Genomic DNA, 16325 nt, shown 5'->3' with positions numbered 1-16325 from the left:
CGGACGCTTTATCGAAATGCCGTTCGTTCGCTGAGAAGCGTTCAAAAGCCCTCCGACCGGCCGCAAGTGAGATTACCAACAGTTAAGATGGCCGACATGCTGCCGTAACCCCGACTACATTACGTCCTCCTGCACAAGGCTCGCAGAGCCAATGTGTCAGATTGGAGATACGGGATGCCACTTCCCTACCGCGGTTCGATAATGCCGAATGTTCATTCAACCTCAAAAATCGTGCCCGCATTCGTAGCGCTCGCTGCCAGCGCCGCGCTTGGTTTCGGGGTCTTGGCGCCTATTCAATCCGCCCGCGCCGAAGTGGCGGCAGGGCAGACCGTCCAGACACCCTTCGGCCATGCGCCGCTGACTTTCGCCGACCTCGTCGACAAGGTTAAGCCGGCGGTCGTGTCGGTGTCCGTCGTCAATGACGGTGGCGCGTCGAAATTGGCCGAGAACGACAAGGACAGCAAAAAGGGTGGTGGTCTCACGATTCCCGATCTGCCTCCCGATCACCCGCTGCATGATTTTTTCAAGCACCTGCCGAAGGAGTTCGGGCAGGAGGAGGGCCGGCGCCCGAAGGTCGTTCAGGGACAGGGCTCGGGCTTCGTCATCTCGGCTGACGGTTATGTCGTCACGAACAACCACGTGATTGATGGCGCGACCAAGATCCAGGTGGCCTTCGATGACGACGAGACGAAATACGAAGCCAAGCTCATCGGCACTGATCAGCGCACCGACGTCGCGCTGTTGAAGATCGACAGCAACAAGACCTTCCCCTTCGTGAAGCTCTCGGAAAAGAAGCCGCGTGTCGGTGATTGGGCGCTGGCCGTCGGTAACCCGTTCGGTCTCGGTGGCACGGTGACGGCCGGCATCGTCTCGGCCTTGGCGCGTGATATCGGCTCCGGCCCCTATGACTATCTGCAGATCGACGCGGCCGTGAACCGGGGCAATTCCGGCGGTCCGACGTTCAATCTCGACGGCGAGGTCATCGGCGTGAATACGGCGATCTTCTCACCGTCCGGCGGCAATGTCGGCATCGCATTCGACGTGCCGGCGAAGACGGTCGCTGAAGTCATTCAGCAATTGAAGACCGGCGGCACGGTCAAGCGCGGTTGGCTTGGCGTGAAGATTCAGAACGTCGATGAAGATACCGCCGCTAGCCTCGGACTCAAGGAAGCACATGGCGCCCTTGTCAGCGAAGTTTCACCGAACGGGCCGGCAGCAGCGGCAGGCCTCAAAATGCAGGATGCAATTTTGCAGGTGAACAACGACAAGATCGCCGATAGCCGCGACCTGGCGAGAAAGATTGCCGAGCTGTCTCCCGACACGCCCGTCGACATCAAGGTTTGGCGCAACAACGCCGAACAATCGATCAAGGTCAAGCTCGGCCTCTTCCCGAAGAACGCCGAAGAGGCGATGAGCGGCGACCAGGACAATGGCAACAACAGCGGCGATGAAAGCAAGTCGTCGATGGAGCTTAGCCAGCTTGGTCTCACATTGATGCCGGCCCGCACGGGGTCGGGAGAAGGCGTCGCAATTGCCGAGGTCGATCCTTCGTCCGACGCAGCCGAGAAGGGCCTGAAATCAGGCGATGTGATCCTCGAGGTTTCGGGTCAGATCGTTAAATCTCCCGATGACGTCGTTCTCGGTGTGAAAAGGGCCCAGGACCTGAAGCGGACCGCAGTGCTGCTGCACGTCAAGTCGGCCGACCAGAAGCGCTTCGTCGCGGTTCAGCTCACCGAAAAGAAAGGCTGAGGTTAACGCGATGGCAAGTTCGGACAGCCCCGCCGACGACAAGGCGGGGCTGTCTCGACGTTTGCACGACAGCCAGCTAAACAGTGGGCACATAGAAGGCCAGGGTCGGAAGAACGCCATGCGCGTGCTCGTAATCGAAGACGACAAGGAAACCGCGCAGTTTCTTCAGAAATCTTTGAAAGAGAATGGTCATACCGCCGATCTCGCCGGTGACGGAGAGGTGGGACTGACGCTCGCGACGGATAACGCCTACGACGTGCTGATCGTCGATCGCATGTTGCCCCATCTCGACGGTCTTTCCGTCATCAAATCGCTCCGGGCCGAGGGCAATCGCACGCCGGCGCTGATCCTCTCGGCGCTGGGCGAGGTCGACGATCGCGTCAAGGGCCTGAGGGCAGGCGGCGACGATTATCTGACGAAGCCCTACGCCTATTCCGAATTGCTGGCTCGCGTCGAAGCGCTCGGCCGCCGGACGGTTCCGGAAGAGCAGCAGACGCGCTACACGGTCGGCGATCTCGTTCTCGATCGGCTGTCGCATCGCGTGACGCGGGCCGGAGACCACATCCTGCTGCAGCCGCGTGAATACCGCCTTCTCGAGTACCTGATGCAGCACGCCGGACAGGTCGTGACGCGCACGATGCTGCTCGAGCACGTCTGGGACTATCACTTCGACCCACAAACGAACGTCATCGACGTCCACGTCTCGCGTCTCAGGGCGAAGATCGACAAGAATTTCGACAAGCCGCTTCTGCATACCGTTCGGGGCGCAGGATACACGATCCGTGACGGCCCCGCTTGAGCGCGTCGCGAAGGCGGCGTCGACAACGGCATTCGGACTGAGCGCGGCGGCGGTGGCATTTTTTCTTTTCGCCGCCGCGATCGTTGTCGGTTTCCTGTTCTGGCAAACCAACAATCTGCTGACGCGTCAGGTGCTGGGCGCGCTAAACGCCGAAGCGCGCATCCTTGCCTCCGAGCTGAAGGTCGGCGGAAGCACCAAGCTCACCGAGACCGTGACGGCACTGTCGCGCCCCGGAGGCACCGGCCTCTATTACCTTGCCGACCACAACGGCATGAAAATCGCCGGAAACTTGAACCGCATCCCACCCGAGCTCGAGTCCGATCCGCGCGGCGGCGTCTTCAGCTATCAGCCGCCGAAAGCCGACAACGGAAACACGCGTCTCGCGGTCGCCATTCCGGTCGACCTTGGCGCTGACGTTCGCCTCATTATCGGCCGTGATATCGAAGATCAGCGGCTCTTCGCCGACTCGGTCCGGCGGGCGTTTCTGTTGGGATTTGGCGTGCTCTCGCTGATAGGCCTGCTCGGCGGCCTCGCCGTCAGCCGCCTCATTCTCAATCGCATCGAAGCCATTACCGGCACCAGCCGATCGATCATGGAAGGCGACCTGTCGCGGCGCATTCCCGAGAGCGGAGGCGGCGGCGAACTCGATGCGTTGGCCGGAAATCTCAACGAGATGCTCGACCGCATCGAAGGCTTGATGAGCGGCCTCCGGGAAGTCTCGGACAACATCGCCCACGACTTGAAAACGCCGCTCAACCGGCTGCGAAACGCGGCGGAGGCGGCGCTGCGCGATCCACGCGGCGGCGAAGCCTATCGTGAAGGGCTCGAGCGGACGATTGAGAAAGCCGACGACCTCATCAAGACCTTCAATGCACTGCTGCTCATTGCGCGGCTCGAGGCTGGGCCGCTCGAAGACAGCGTCGAAACGTTCGACCTCGGTCGGTTCGTCGAGGATGTCAGCGAACTCTACACGCCCGCCGCCGAGGAAGCCGGCTTCGCTCTATCGATCGAGGCGGAACGGGACGTGCTCGTGCGCGCCAATCGCCAGCTCATTGGTCAGGCCGTCGCCAACCTGATCGACAACGCCATCAAGTATTCGCGCGGCGGCGAGCCGGGCAGCGCCATCACGGTTCGCGCCTATCGCTTGGGCGACGGCGCCGCCATATCGGTCAGCGATCACGGTCCGGGCATCAGCCCAGGCGATCGCGAACGGGCACTGAAGCGCTTCGTGCGTCTCGAAGCCAGTCGCACCAAACCTGGAACCGGGCTCGGATTGAGCCTCGTCGCGGCGGTGGCGCGCTTGCACCACGGTGAGATCAGGCTCGAAGACAATCAACCGGGACTTAAAGTCGTGCTGCTGCTGTCCGGCAAGTGCCTGATAGCGTCTGCAGGTGACGCGCCACCCAGTCTTGCTGCACAATGAGCCGATGGATCAGCAGGTCAAATCGAGTCTCGTCTCACGTATTGCCGAAGCGCCGGGTTCTCTCTCCGACGGCCGGGACTCGGAGCACTTCACCGAGTTGATGGAGGAGGCGCGCCAAGCGACTCCTGATCTCGCGGAAGTCTTGCACGATCCCAATGTGGAAGCTCTGCTGCGGGGTACATTTGAAGGCTCTCCCTACCTGAGGAGCCTAGCCACGCGCGATTTTGCAAGGCTAGCGCGGGTTCTTCTCGAGCAGCCGGAAGCGCACTTTGCAAGGCTGACGGAAACACTCAACCTCAGCATGCGGTCGGCGGCCGATATGGCTGCCGCCAAACGGGCGTTGCGTGTCTACAAGTGCGAGGTGGCACTGCTGACGGCTCTCGCTGATCTTGGCGGCGTCTGGCCGGTCATGACCGTCACGAGGGTGCTGTCGGAATGCGCCGATGCCGCCGTCGCGACGGCCGTGCGCTTTCTCTTTCGGATTGCGAACGAAAGCGGTGTTTGGCGGGCCGCAGATCCCGAGCAGCCCGAGCGGGAGTCGGGTTACTTCGTGCTCGCGATGGGCAAACACGGCGCATTCGAACTCAACTATTCGAGCGACATCGATCTGATCATTTTTTTCGATCGCGACAGATCGCGTCTCGCCGGCGACGGCGACTTGCAATCTTTCCTCGTGCGCCTTACGCGCGACCTCGTGCTGCTGCTCGAAGAACGAACGCCCGACGGATATGTATTTCGCACCGACCTGCGCTTGAGGCCCGATGCTGGGGCAACGCAAATAGCGCTCTCGACCGCCGCCGCGCACGGCTACTACGAAAACGTCGGTCAGAACTGGGAGCGTGCCGCGATGATCAAGGCGCGGCCGGTCGCGGGCGATATCGCGGCCGGCGAAGAGTTTCTGCGCGAACTCGCCCCGTTCATCTGGCGCAAATATCTCGATTTCGCGGCGATCGCAGACATCCACGCGATGAAACGCCAGATCCATACCCACAAGGGGATCGGCGGCATCATGGTCGCCGGACAAAACCTGAAGCTCGGGCGGGGCGGCATTCGCGAAATCGAGTTTTTCGCGCAGACACAACAGCTAATCGCCGGTGGCCGTCAGCCTGATTTGCGCACCCGCGCGACGATCGACGCCCTTGCAGCGCTCGCTGAGCGAGGTTGGGTAAAACCAACCGTGCGCGCCGACCTGGATCAGGCTTATCGTTACCTGCGCCGCCTCGAACACCGCCTGCAGATGGTCGCCGACGAACAAACCCACGAGGTTCCATCCAATCCCGTGGCGCTCGAAAGGTTCGCCCGCTTTGCGGGCTATCGGAGCGAGACGGAGCTTTCGGTTGAACTGACGCGTGCCCTCGAAACGGTCGAGAAACATTACGCCGGACTTTTCGAGGACGCCCCGGCTTTGGCGGCCAGCGGTTCGAACATGGTTTTTGCCGGTCCGACAGACGATCCGCAGACGCTGGCAGAGTTGGCGCGCTTCGGCTATTCGCAGCCGGCGCAGGTGCTCGCAATCGTCCGAGGGTGGCATCACGGCCGAACGCCCTCCGTCAGATCGCCGCGTGCCCGTGAGCGGCTGACGGAAGTACAGCCGCTGCTAATTGCGGCGCTCGCCGACACCGTCGACCCGGACGGCGCAATCGCTAGCTTCGACCGTTTTCTTTCGGAATTGCCGTCCGGGGTTCAACTCTTTTCGCTTCTCGCCGCGCAACCGGCGCTGATCCGGCTCCTCGCCGACATCATGGGCTCGGCGCCCCGCTTGGCGCACATTCTTTCGAAGCGCCGGCGCCTGCTCGACGCCGTTCTCGATCCGCAAGTTCTCGGCAGCGCCTTCAACGGTGCCGCGATCGATGAACTGCTGTTGAAGGCATTTGCAACGGCCCGCATGACGAGCCAAGGCGATTCCGGTCAGGAAATCCTCGACACGGCGCGTCGGATCGGCAGCGAGCAAACTTTTCTCGTCGGCGTCAGGGTTCTGACCGGCAGCATCTCGGCCACCGAAGCTGGCGTTGCCTACGCGACGATTGCCGACCGGCTCATTGCGGGTCTGCTGACGGAGGTCACCCGTCAAATGGAGGAGGACCACGGCCGGGTTCCGGGTGGCGCGGCGGTCGTCGTTGCGATGGGCAAGCTCGGCGGCCGCGAGATGACGGCGGCATCCGACGTCGACCTCATCGTCATCTATAATTTCGATACTGCAGCCGAACAGTCGGACGGCGAGCGTCCGTTGGCCCCGCCTCACTATTACACGCGACTGACACAGCGATTGATCAACGCCGTTTCCGCACGGACGGCCGAAGGCGCCCTTTACGACGTCGATATGCGTCTACGCCCTTCCGGACAGAAAGGCCCGGTTGCAACCAGGCTTTCGAGCTTTGCCAGCTACCAGGCGGATGAAGCGTGGACGTGGGAGCACATGGCGTTGACGCGCGCTCGCGTGATCGCCGGCTCTCGGGAACTCGCGGCCGACGTCGAACGAGACGCGCGTAGAGTCCTCATCGCCCGTCGCGACCAGGCGAAGGTTGCCGCCGACGTCCGCGATATGCGAAAACGCATCGAGGCCGAAAAGGCGACGAGCGACATCTGGAATCTGAAGCAGGTGCGCGGCGGCCTCGTCGATCTGGAATTCATCGTCCAGTACCTGCAACTTGTTCACGCCGCCGACCACCCGGCGCTGCTGCATCAGACGACGCTTGTGAGCCTCGCCGCGGCGGCCTCGGAGGGCATAATCGGGCCCGAGGATTATCGCCGCCTGGCAAACGCCGGTCAGCTTCTCCACGATCTGACGCAAATCCTCCGCCTGACGCTTGAAGGCGCGTTCAATCCGGGTTTGGCCCCGAAAGGGCTTAAATCGTTGCTCGTCAGGGCCGGTCACGCGGCGTCGTTCGAGGACCTGGAAGCAAAGCTCAAACAGGCACTTGCCGACGTTTCCGCGGCCTTTGAGAAGCTGATCATCTGAAGCTTTGCCGATAGGCGACGGATTGTGGCAGGTTAGGGCGTTCTTGTGGGTGATTGTTACCCGCAGCGCGCAATCCAACGTCTGGCGCTCGTGGGCGTAGCAAACGGCCAAAGCGAGCGCGGACAGCATGTCGAGGGGCTTAGTGGCGGCGATAAGGACCGACGGCGGCGCTGCCAATCCGCGGGGAGGCGTGGCTGAAAGCCGTGCCGACGAAGCCGCGCTCGTAGCAGAGGCCGGTGGCGGCGATAGCCGCGCTTTCCGGGTGCTGATGGAGCGGCATCTTGTCAGCATGGTCTCGGTCGGTCGCCGCATGCTGCGCAACGATGCCGAGGCCGAGGATGTTGCGCAGGAGGCTTTCTTGCGGCTCTGGAGATCCGGCGCGACGTTGGAAATCGGGCCGGCAGGCATCAGGCCTTGGCTCCGCCGCGTGGTTTCGAACCTTTGTCTCGACAGGGTTCGAGGTCAAGGCCGAGTGAAGACCGTGGAGGAATTGCCGGAGGTACCGGAGCCGGCGAAACAACTTGCGGCGCTCGAAAGCCGGGATACGCAACGCCGCGTCGAAGTCGCGATGCAGAAGTTGCCCGACCGGCAGCGTTTGGCATTGACGCTCTTCCATTTCGAAGGGTTGAGCCAGATCGAGATCGGGCAAATTATGGGTGTATCGGACGAGGCAATCGAGTCGCTTCTGAGCCGGGCGCGAAGGCAATTGAAAGCGGATTTGAAATCGGACTGGGAGTCGCTGCGTAACGATGGCGAACTCTGATATGCGGGAGACGAGAAGACCATGACACGCAAGGGTCTCTACACCGTGGGGCTCGATCAGCTGGAAGCGACGCTCGACACTTATGGTGCCGACCGGACGCGCTGGCCGGCGCCGCTGCGCCATGCGCTTTCAGGGCTGATTGCCGGCAATGCCGAGGCGCAAGAGCTTCTGAAAAAGGCTGAAATTTTCGATCGTCTTCTCGATAAGGCGCCGCAGTACGATGCCGCGCGTGCCGGCAGGCTTGCGGATCGGATCGTCGCTGCCGCCGAGCGACAGCCACGCCTCATGACTACGGACCGGCGTGAAGCGATGGGGCATCCGGTGCTTCGCCACCGTCACGGGTTGGCGGCGACCGCGCTGGCGGCATCACTTGTGCTCGGTGTTATTGCCGGACAGTCGAAGATCTTCAATGAGCTTCTGGTCGGTGACGGTGCGCGTGCGACGGGCATCAGCCAGCAGTTGGCGCAGACCGACGATGCCGACAGCTTTTTGGATGAGGATTTGTTGTGACGGTTGAAGTCGATCAGCGGCCGTCGGGGCGCTCGCGTTATCTATACCCCGCCTTCATCGCCTCCCTGGCGATCAACCTGCTGTTCATCGGTGGGATCTCGGCCGCCGCCTGGCACCAGCGAAATGAGGACCTGAAGCGCAGTGAGCACGGCATGTTGGCCTTCGTCAAAGAGCTGCCGGCCGATCGACAGGGCACGGTCAGGGACGAAATCGTAGCGGCACGCGAGTCATTGAAGGACCTGAGAGCGTCCGTGCGCAAATACTGGATCGATGCCAACAACCTGCTGACAGCTGAGCCCTTCGACAAAGAAAAGTTCAAGACGGCCATGACGCAGCTCAGAGACGTAGAGAACCAATACAAGATGGCGCTCAACAATGCTCTGGCCGATACGGCGGAAAAGCTCAGCCCGGAAGAACGCAAGGTTCTGCATGCCTGGCGCCAGACGCGCCGGCCGCGGCTGCTCAGGCAGACGACCGACGGCCCGAACGATCAGGGTAGGCCTGACTGACGTGACAACCGGCCGAGCCGTCTGTTGCGCGGCCTACGGGACAGCCGAACTCAAATCTGATTTGCCCGGCAAAAAAGATCGTTCTGCGCGACGGGAAGAAAATGCACGGTCCATTGGCGGCTACCGTCGGCGGCATCGCCGCGCGCCAGCCGGGCGCCTGAAAGCTCGCACAGCGTACGGGCCAGTATCACCGGAAACCCGTCCTCTTGCGAAGCCGCTTCGACGTCGCCTCCGGGAACGGTGATTGAAAGCCGGATGGCGTCCGCCGCGCAGTCTGCCGTCATGGCGAGCGTCGTGCCTTGACGGGCATTTCGGGCCGCCTCGGCAATCAGGTTGATGAGCATTTGGCGCATCGCTTGGGCATCGCCGATGACGTCGGTGTCCGCCCCGATATCCGAGACGATCGTAATGGATTTCATGCTGAGGCCATGGCGTGCGAAGGCGCAGGCATCTTCGGCCGCGGCGCTGAGGCGGCACGCCTGTGGACCGCCCTGCTGATCCGGCGATGTCAACAGCGTGGTAATCGCAAGGGCGTCTTCGGCCGATTTCAAAAGCATCAGCCCGCTCGCGTGAATGTCGCGTGCGTAGGCGCTGTAGCAACTCGAGCCGAGCGGTCCGAAGACTTCATTCGACATCATTTCCGAGAATCCGAGAACAGCGTTGAGAGGGGTTCTGAGCTCGTGGCTCATATGGGCCGTGAGCTTGGCCCACTGCGCGCGGTCGAACGCCGGAGCGGTTCCCGGACGCACGACGAGTTCGGCGAAACTCGCCGGCCCTATAGATTTGCTTTTTGCGGCGGGCAATGGCGCCGCAGTATTTCGCGCCGCTCGCTTTGACTGCGACGATGAGATCGACTCTGAGGGGACCCAAAACAGGATTGCCGCCAGTCCCGCGCCAGCTAGAAACAGCAGGCTCGACAAGGATTCGTCGGCGAGATGCGGAACGGCGACCGCAATAATCGTCAGCGCTGCCGCGACCAACAAAAGGAGTCCGCGTTGCGGATCGGCCCGTCCCATTGCAGCCAGCTGCGCAAACAGTCGTTCATGGCGCGCCACCGCTGGTGCTGCCAAGACGGCATAGCTTCCCCGTTGAGGGACGGACCAAGTCCGAGCCATCCTTGTATTCCCCTGCTCAATTTTTGCTTTAGTGCGCCCCGCGTCTGGAATTGAACGACGACCGCGCTCCAGACCCGAATCAACAATCGCCGATTTGCGACTCACCTGTCGAGGGAGAAAAAATCGGAGCGCAATCAATTTCGTCGTAATTTTGGCGTGGTGAGCAAAAGCCCGGCAGAAGTTAACGGGATTGCCCTTGCGGGCGCCTTCCAGCGCTTCAGTCTTCAAGCATGCGCGAGACGATTTCGTGACAGTCGCGCGAGATACGCGACGCTGATGCAACCCGCTTCAAAGCCGCCTTTGCGTGCGACTTTCGCTTCGTCTCGAGCGACCGATAACTACGGAATGCGCCGAGCATGCGCGCTGCAACCTGCGGATTGAGCGGATCGATCTCTAGAACCTTGTCGGCCAGGAAGTCGTAACCGGCACCATCGGCGCGATTGAACTGCAACGGGTTTGAAGCTGCGAATGTGCCGATCAAGGCGCGAACCTTGTTCGGCGTCGTTATCTTGAACAACGGATGCCGGCAGAGCGCCTTGACCTGATCGAGCGTCTCGTCTCTTGGCGATTGGGCCTGGGCGGCGAACCACATGTCGATGACAAGATGATCGCCCTTCCATCGCTCGAAGAAGTTCGCGAGGATTTTTGCGCGCCCCGGCGCATCGACGCCCGCGATGAGATAAAGCGCGTGCGCGGTGTCGGTCATATTCGATGCCTGGTGGTAATGGCCTTCGAGCCGCGCGTAATCGTCCTTTGTCCCTCGCGCTGTCAGGAGGGTCAAAGCCGCATTGCGAAGTGCGCGGCGGCCGGCGCTTTTCGCATCCGGCGAATAGAGCGGACCGTTCGAAGCGTGTGCATAGAGCTCGTTGAGCTCGTCGGCTAATGCGTTCGCAACCGCCTGGCTGAAGGTCCGGTGAGCTTCGTAAATCGCCGCATGGTCGACTTTCTCTGCTTTCTCGCGTGCGACGTCCGTCACGGCCGGCAGCCTCAACAGCTCGGCCTTGTAGGCGTCGTCGAGCGTCGTATCGCGAAGCGCGTAGCGCAGCGCTTCGGCGAGCTTTGCCGCCTTCGATGCCACCGCCGGTTTCAGCTTCTTTGCACCCAGCATCGCCAGGATGGCGCGCGTCGTGAATTTATTGCTCGCCTGCCAGCGGTTGAAGAGGTCGCCGTCGTGATGCATCAGAAATGCAAGATCGTCGTCGGATAGTGTAATCGTAACGTTGACCGGCGCTGAAAAGCCCCGCAGCAGTGACGGAACCGGACGAGACGTGACGCCCTTGAACTTGAAATTCGCCGTGCGGTCGGTGACCGCCAGAACGCCCTTGCGGATCTCGGCGCCGCCTTCGACCTCGAGGTCCATTTCCTTGCCGTTCTCGCCGAGCAACGCCATGCTGAGCGGGATGAAAACCGGCTGCTTCTTCTGCTGACCGGACGTCGGCTTCAGCACCTGATGTACCGTCAGGGCGGCGGCCTTCTTGCGCCTGTCGTAGGTCAGATCGCAGACGATCTCCGGCGTACCGGCCTGCGCGTACCAGCGCCTGAACTGCGTGAAATCCTTGCCGCTCGCGTCGGCAAAGCACGCGATGAAGTCTTCAATCGTTACGGCCTCGCCGTCGTGGCGAGCGAAATAGAGATCCATTCCGGCGCGAAATTTTTCGCGGCCAAGAACGGTCTCGATCATGCGAACCAGCTCGGCGCCTTTTTCATAAACGGTCGGCGTGTAGAAATTGTTAATCTCGATGTAGCTTTCCGGCCGAACGGGATGCGCCAGGGGTCCCTGATCCTCGGGAAATTGCAGCGCCTTCAACTGTCGGACGTCGGAGATGCGCTGGACGGTCCGGCTCCGCTGCTCGGCGGAAAACTCCTGATCTCGGTAAACGGTCAAGCCTTCCTTGAGACAGAGCTGAAACCAATCGCGGCAGGTGATGCGATTGCCGGTCCAGTTATGGAAATACTCGTGCGCGACGACGCTTTCGATGGATTCGTAGTTGCTGTCGGTCGCTGTTTCGGGTGAGGCGAGGATCAGGCGGTCGTTGAAGATGTTGAGGCCCTTGTTCTCCATGGCTCCCATGTTGAAATCGGACACGGCGACGATGTTGAAGACATCGAGATCATATTCGCGCCCGAAGCGCGTTTCGTCCCACCGCATCGATCGCGTCAGCGCGTCCATCGCCCAATTGGCGCGCCGTTCCTTGCCGTGCTCGACATAGATGTTCAACTGGACTTGGCGGCCGGATTGAGTGACGAACGTGGAAGAAACAGGCGAAAGATCGCCGCCGACGATCGCAAACAGATAGGACGGCTTTGGGTGCGGGTCATGCCACACGGCAAAATGCCGTTTCCCGCCAGAGAGAATGCCTCGCTCGGTCGGATTACCGTTCGCCAGCAGCACGGGCGCGGCGGCGATGTCCGCTTCGAGACGCACCGTGTAGCGTGCCAGAACGTCGGGACGGTCGAGGAAGTAGGTGATCCGGCGGAAGCCCTGAGCCTCGCACTGCGAGCAATAGACGCCGCGCGACAGATAGATTCCCTGTAGCGCCGTGTTGGCCTCCGGATTGACGATCGTCGTGATCTCGAGCGTGAACGAACCCTTTGGCGGAGCCTTCAGGGTGAGGCCCGTCTCGTTGGCGGTGTAGGCCGACCGCTTCAACGCTTTGCCGTTGAGCAAAATGCTTTCGAGTTCGAGTAATTCGCCGTCGAGCTTTAGCGGTGCCTTGGCGGATACTTTTGTCTTTGGATTTCGGCGCAGCGTCAATTTTGACGTGACGCGCGTCCGCGTCGGATCGAGGACGATGTCGAGATCCACCGTATCGATCAGGAAGTCCGGCGGCCGATAGTCGGCAAGCAAGACCGGCTTGGGAGTGTCAGATTTCATATTGGCCCCAACGTCAACTTTCTGCACACCGGGGTTCGGCCGGTTCGCAGAAGAAAGAGACTGGTTCGGCCAATCGATGGCGGCAAACCCTAGCCGAGGCGGTGCCGGAAATCCTGGTACCCGAACGACCGCACTATGCGATAGCTGCCGTCCTCGCTCAAGATTGCGAGGTCAGGCAGCGGCACGCCGTTGAAAGTGTTATTCTTGACGAACGAATACTGCATCATGTCGGTAAAAATGACGCGATCCCCAGGTTTCAGCGGCGTTTCGAACGAATATTCGCCGATGATATCGCCCGTCATGCACGTCTTGCCGCCCAGAATGTACGTGTGCGGCTTTTCGCCCGGCGCACCAGCGCCGATAATGAACGGCGTGTATGGGACCTCGAGCACGTCCGGCATGTGCGTCGAGGCTGAGGCATCGAGGATAGCGATGTCTTTCTCGTTGCGATGAATGTCGAGCACGGTAGCAACGAGATAACCGGTATCGACTACGAGGCCCGCGCCAGGCTCCAGAATGACTTCGACACCGAACGCGGCTTTGAAGGCTCGGATAGCCGCGATCAGCTTCTCGATATCGTAGCCCTGTTTGTTGATGAAGTGGCCGCCGCCGAAGTTCACGGTTTTAACGCGCCGGATGTAATCGGGAAACTCCCGCCCGACGTGTTCGATGAGGCCGACGGAGCCCTCGTCGCCAGACTCGCACAGCGCATGTGCGTGAAGAATGTCGACGTGCTCCCACGGCACGCCTTCGAGGGTGTCGCGCGTCGCGCCGAAGCGCGAGTAGGGGGCACACGGATCGTAAAGCGCCCCGCCGAGCGTGGCATTCGAATAGCCGGGATTGATGCGGATGCCGATCTTCAACTCCGGATGCCTTTTCAGGACGGGCAGATTCTTCGTCATCTGCTCCGGCGAATTGAAGTAGATGTGCTGCGCGAGCTTCGTCAGCCGTTCGACCTCGCCGTCCGCATAGGCGGGCGAATAAACATGCACTTCCTTGCCGAACTCGTCATGACCGAGACGCGCTTCGTATTCGCCGCTTGCCGTCGTGCCGTCGAGAACGTCGCGCATCATCGGAAAGGCAGCAGGCAGTGCAAACGCTTTGGTCGCGAGCAGAATTTTGCAGCCCGCGTCGCGTTTGATGCGAGCGGCCCGCGCAAGATTTCGCTTCAGCGCTGCTTCGTCGAGCACGTAAGCGGGTGTTGCGATTTTTTCAGACCAGTCGGAATGTGCCATCGGCAACCCTGATAGGAAACGCTGAATTACGCGCGAGCTTGGTGCGGCGCGCTAAAATGCTGTGCGAGCGTTGGAGGCCGGCCATCGATAGATGAATGTCAGATAGGCCAACGCCAGGTAGATCGCTGCGAATGCTAGCCCGCCGAGCACCGTCGAGGCTTCATAGAGGGACAAGCCATAGAGCCAGTCCGGACGCTCGCTTCCGAAGCCCGTAATTCCAGTCGCCGTGCTGCCGAGCTTCGACCAGGCATGTTCGCTTCCGAGCAGAAGGTCATTCAAGCCGGCCGTCAACGCGCCCATGAAGCCGAGACCGAATGTCAGCAACGTGAATGCGAGCAACCTGAGAACCAGAGGCGCTTCCCTGAGGAACAGCCAGAGCCCGGCGATATAGGCCGAGATCATGCCGAAGCTCACGGAGACAACTGAGACGACGAGGCCGGTCAATTCGTTGCGGATAGAAAGAATTTCGGCTTCCGACATCAAGTCTCGACCGCGAAAAGCTTCTTCTGGTCCTGCTTGTCGATTTCCTTTACGTGCCAGGGCAGCCCCTGCTTGCCGAGTTCTTCGAGGTAGGGCACGGGCGGCAGTTGCTCGACGTTGAACACGCCTTCGCCTTTCCAATGACCTTTGAAGATCATTATCGCGCCGACGACGGCCGGAACGCCGGTCGTATACGACACGGCTTGGGCGCCGACTTCCTTGTTCGTCTCGGCATGGTCTGCAACGTTCCAGATCATGTAGCGCTTCTTCTTGCCCTTCTTTTCGCCCTTCAAGACGACGCCGATCGACGTCTTGCCCGTATAGTTCTCGGCTAGCGAGGAGGGTTCGGGCAGAAGGCTCTTCAAAAACTCCATCGGGATGACGGGCGTGCCCTTGTACATGACGGGATCGATGCGCGTCATGCCGACGTTCTGCAGCACGTCGAGGTGCTTGATGTAGTTGTCCGAGAAGGTCATCCAAAAGCGGATCTGCTTCAAGCCCTTGATGTTCTCGACGAGGCTTTCCTCTTCCTCGTGATAAATCAGGTAGGACTTGACCGGCCCGACTTCGGGATAGTCGATCATCGTCGATATGCTCAGCGGATCGATCTCGATCCACTCGCCGTCTTTCCAGTATTTGCCGCGTTGCGTCACTTCCCGGAGATTGATCTCCGGGTTGAAGTTCGTCGCGAAGGCTTTGCCATGGCTGCCAGCGTTGCAGTCGATGATGTCGATCGTATGGATCTCGTCATACAGCTTTTGCTGCGCGTAGGCGCAGAAGATGTTAGTGACGCCCGGATCGAAACCGCAGCCCAGGACGGCCATCAGTCCCTTTTCCTTGAACTTATCGTGGTAGGGCCACTGGTATTTGTAGGTAAATTTGGCTTCTTCACGCGGCTCGTAATTGGCGGTGTCCATGTAGTTGACGCCGGCCTCGAGGCAGGCATCCATGATCGGCAAGTCCTGGTAGGGTAGCGCCATGTTGATGACGAGATCGGGCTTGACCGTTTTCAACAGCGCAACGGTCTCGGCAACGTTGTCCGCGTCGACCTGCGAGATGTCGATCGGTGTTTCGCAGGCGGCCTGGACTTTCTTGCAGCTTTCGAGACGGCGCGAGGCGAGGTGAATTTTCTTGAAGACGTCGCGGTTCATCGCGCATTTTTTTGCGACCACTGAACCGGCCGCGCCTGCCCCGATGATGAGTACGTTTTCCAACGGCCGCTCCCAAAAGTTGAACAGCCGGCCCAGCCGGCGACCTCGCAAGCGCTACGATCGCGCTGGGGCCGGGAAATAGGGCACGCGAGAGGTTAATTCAATAGTATTCAAAGACTTTGGGCGCGCGCGTCGGCATGAAGCGAGCCGGAAATTTTACCATCGCGCGGATTGTGACACCCCAAGCGGCTCTGACGGCGGTCACTTCTTGACGTCGATCGGAATGAAACCATCGCGGTTCGGCATTCTGATCTTGGGTAGGGTCTGGGCGTTGATCTCGTCGCTATCGCCGATGATCTTGTTGGCTGCCAGCAGATAGGCCGTCACCGCGTAGATCTGATCGGCGGAAAGCGAGCCTGGTGCGGCGGGCGGCATGCTCCGGCGGATGAAATCGAAAATGGTCGTCGCGAAGGGCCAGTATGAGCCAATGGCCTTACTCGGAATATCGACGCTCGGCGGCGTTGGCTCGCCGACAAGTTCTTCAGCCGTTGCACCCTGACCCTCGTCGCCATGACAGCTTGCGCACTGGCGCTCGTAAATCTGGCGGCCTTCTTTGGCCGTACCGTGTCCCGGCGGAAGACCGCGGCCATCCGGAAAGATCGTCAGATCCCATTTCGCCACGTCATCGTGCGACATCGGCGTTCCGAGGTGAGGGGCGTCGGCTGCTGGATCACTGTGCGCCGGCGAAGCCAACATC

Annotated in this window: 13 protein-coding genes; 7 read left to right on the top strand and 6 right to left on the bottom strand. The window is 60.8% G+C overall.

All coding sequences use genetic code 11. The features are described 5' to 3' along the window. The first annotated feature begins 174 nt into the window (after window positions 1-174). The 7 genes from VN623_RS02665 (at window position 175) to VN623_RS02635 (ending at window position 8712) form a co-directional block, all read left to right on the top strand. Window positions 175-1749, top strand: a complete 1575-nt coding sequence (locus VN623_RS02665) for a Do family serine endopeptidase (protein WP_325567848.1) — start codon at window positions 175-177, stop codon at window positions 1747-1749. 118 nt (window positions 1750-1867) lie between these two features. Continuing rightward, a complete protein-coding gene (locus VN623_RS02660) occupies window positions 1868-2548 on the top strand; it encodes a response regulator transcription factor (RefSeq protein ID WP_325567846.1) in 681 nt (226 codons plus the stop codon). Beyond that, window positions 2532-3971 (top strand): sensor histidine kinase, encoded by a 1440-nt coding sequence (locus tag VN623_RS02655; RefSeq protein ID WP_325567844.1) that lies wholly within the window; start codon window positions 2532-2534, stop codon window positions 3969-3971. Before VN623_RS02660 ends, VN623_RS02655 begins: the two co-directional genes overlap by 17 nt. A gap of 4 nt (window positions 3972-3975) precedes the next feature. Next, complete coding sequence (locus VN623_RS02650; protein WP_325567842.1) at window positions 3976-6930, top strand: bifunctional [glutamine synthetase] adenylyltransferase/[glutamine synthetase]-adenylyl-L-tyrosine phosphorylase; 2955 nt, start codon at window positions 3976-3978, stop codon at window positions 6928-6930. 127 nt (window positions 6931-7057) lie between these two features. After that, window positions 7058-7693: a sigma-70 family RNA polymerase sigma factor gene (locus VN623_RS02645; protein ID WP_325567840.1), complete on the top strand. Its 636-nt coding sequence runs from the start codon at window positions 7058-7060 to the stop codon at window positions 7691-7693. Window positions 7694-7714: 21 nt separating this feature from the next. Continuing rightward, a complete protein-coding gene (locus VN623_RS02640) occupies window positions 7715-8203 on the top strand; it encodes a hypothetical protein (RefSeq protein WP_325567838.1) in 489 nt (162 codons plus the stop codon). After that, the gene (locus VN623_RS02635) at window positions 8200-8712 is read left to right on the top strand and encodes a periplasmic heavy metal sensor (RefSeq protein WP_325567836.1); all 513 of its coding nucleotides are present in this window, start codon (window positions 8200-8202) and stop codon (window positions 8710-8712) included. Before VN623_RS02640 ends, VN623_RS02635 begins: the two co-directional genes overlap by 4 nt. Before the next feature lie 50 nt (window positions 8713-8762). On the opposite strand, the gene VN623_RS02630 is transcribed toward VN623_RS02635, so the two are convergent. The 6 genes from VN623_RS02630 to VN623_RS02605 all read right to left on the bottom strand — a co-directional run bounded on the left by VN623_RS02630 (window position 8763) and on the right by VN623_RS02605 (window position 16264). After that, a complete protein-coding gene (locus VN623_RS02630) occupies window positions 8763-9782 on the bottom strand; it encodes a HAMP domain-containing sensor histidine kinase (RefSeq protein ID WP_325567834.1) in 1020 nt (339 codons plus the stop codon). 262 nt (window positions 9783-10044) lie between these two features. Next, the gene (pepN, locus tag VN623_RS02625; RefSeq protein ID WP_325567832.1) at window positions 10045-12702 is read right to left on the bottom strand and encodes an aminopeptidase N; all 2658 of its coding nucleotides are present in this window, start codon (window positions 12700-12702) and stop codon (window positions 10045-10047) included. A gap of 89 nt (window positions 12703-12791) precedes the next feature. Continuing rightward, window positions 12792-13937, bottom strand: coding sequence for a carboxynorspermidine decarboxylase (gene nspC / locus VN623_RS02620; RefSeq protein ID WP_325567830.1), 1146 nt, complete (start codon window positions 13935-13937; stop codon window positions 12792-12794). A gap of 51 nt (window positions 13938-13988) precedes the next feature. After that, a complete protein-coding gene (locus VN623_RS02615; RefSeq protein ID WP_325567828.1) occupies window positions 13989-14417 on the bottom strand; it encodes a hypothetical protein in 429 nt (142 codons plus the stop codon). Beyond that, window positions 14417-15631: a saccharopine dehydrogenase family protein gene (locus VN623_RS02610; protein ID WP_325567826.1), complete on the bottom strand. Its 1215-nt coding sequence runs from the start codon at window positions 15629-15631 to the stop codon at window positions 14417-14419. Before VN623_RS02610 ends, VN623_RS02615 begins: the two co-directional genes overlap by 1 nt. Before the next feature lie 198 nt (window positions 15632-15829). Continuing rightward, window positions 15830-16264, bottom strand: a complete 435-nt coding sequence (locus VN623_RS02605; protein ID WP_325567825.1) for a cytochrome c — start codon at window positions 16262-16264, stop codon at window positions 15830-15832. Between the last annotated feature and the right edge of the window lie 61 nt (window positions 16265-16325).

Source organism: Hyphomicrobium sp. (assembly GCF_035572195.1).
Taxonomy (GTDB): domain Bacteria; phylum Pseudomonadota; class Alphaproteobacteria; order Rhizobiales; family Hyphomicrobiaceae; genus Hyphomicrobium_B.
This window is presented reverse-complemented; position numbering and strand designations above follow the sequence as displayed.